General features: G+C 72.7%; 1 protein-coding gene. It reads right to left on the minus strand.

The features are described 5' to 3' along the window. On the minus strand, positions 1–252 hold a 252-nt coding region (locus ACK4SE_RS14065), incomplete at its 3' end, for a hypothetical protein (RefSeq protein WP_409693971.1). Positions 253–641: the final 389 nt, after the last annotated feature.

Below are 641 nucleotides of genomic sequence, written 5' to 3' on the forward strand. Positions count from 1 at the left end.
GCAGCGGTGACGGCGTGCGCGCGGCAGCCGGCGCGGCGGTGCACGCACCCGGTCGGTCACCCCATCGCGCACGAGGTAGCGTGGCGCTTGATCAAACACGCTGCCGATCCACACAGTGGCCACCCCCAGCATCTCATCCCGCGCCATCTCTCGCCGCGCCCACACCTCCACCGCCAGCGGCTGCTCCGCCGCCAGGGCAAGCAGCGCGCGGCGCGTCGCGTTGAACTCAAAGGCGCAGAAGCCATCGCGCAAGTGTGCGGCGCTGGAGGGAGTGGTGCGTACTGCGCAGGGGCGGGCGCAGCGGGTAAGCGAGAATGCTCAGTGGCGGAGGCGATGGTGGCGGCGGCGGTGGCGGCGGCGGTGGCGGCGGGGACACTTACCGGGGCCAGGCGTGCCAAACTGTGGGTAGGTGTACACAGCGTACACGGCCCCGGCGGATGCGCGATCAATCTCACCCACCGATCGCAGGTCAACGGACACTCGGAACCTGCGCGGCACGTCGTCGCTGCAATACTCGCCCTCCGCGTCGCCGTCCGCGCCTGCAAGCGCCCCCGCGCCGCCGCTGCCGCCCCCAGCCTGCGCTGCAGGCGCGAGGTTTCGCGCAGGCGCCGGTCCCGCAGTGGCGGCGGCAGTGGTGGCAG

Source organism: Brevundimonas sp. (genome assembly GCF_046293315.1).
In the GTDB taxonomy this organism is placed as follows: domain Bacteria; phylum Pseudomonadota; class Alphaproteobacteria; order Caulobacterales; family Caulobacteraceae; genus Brevundimonas.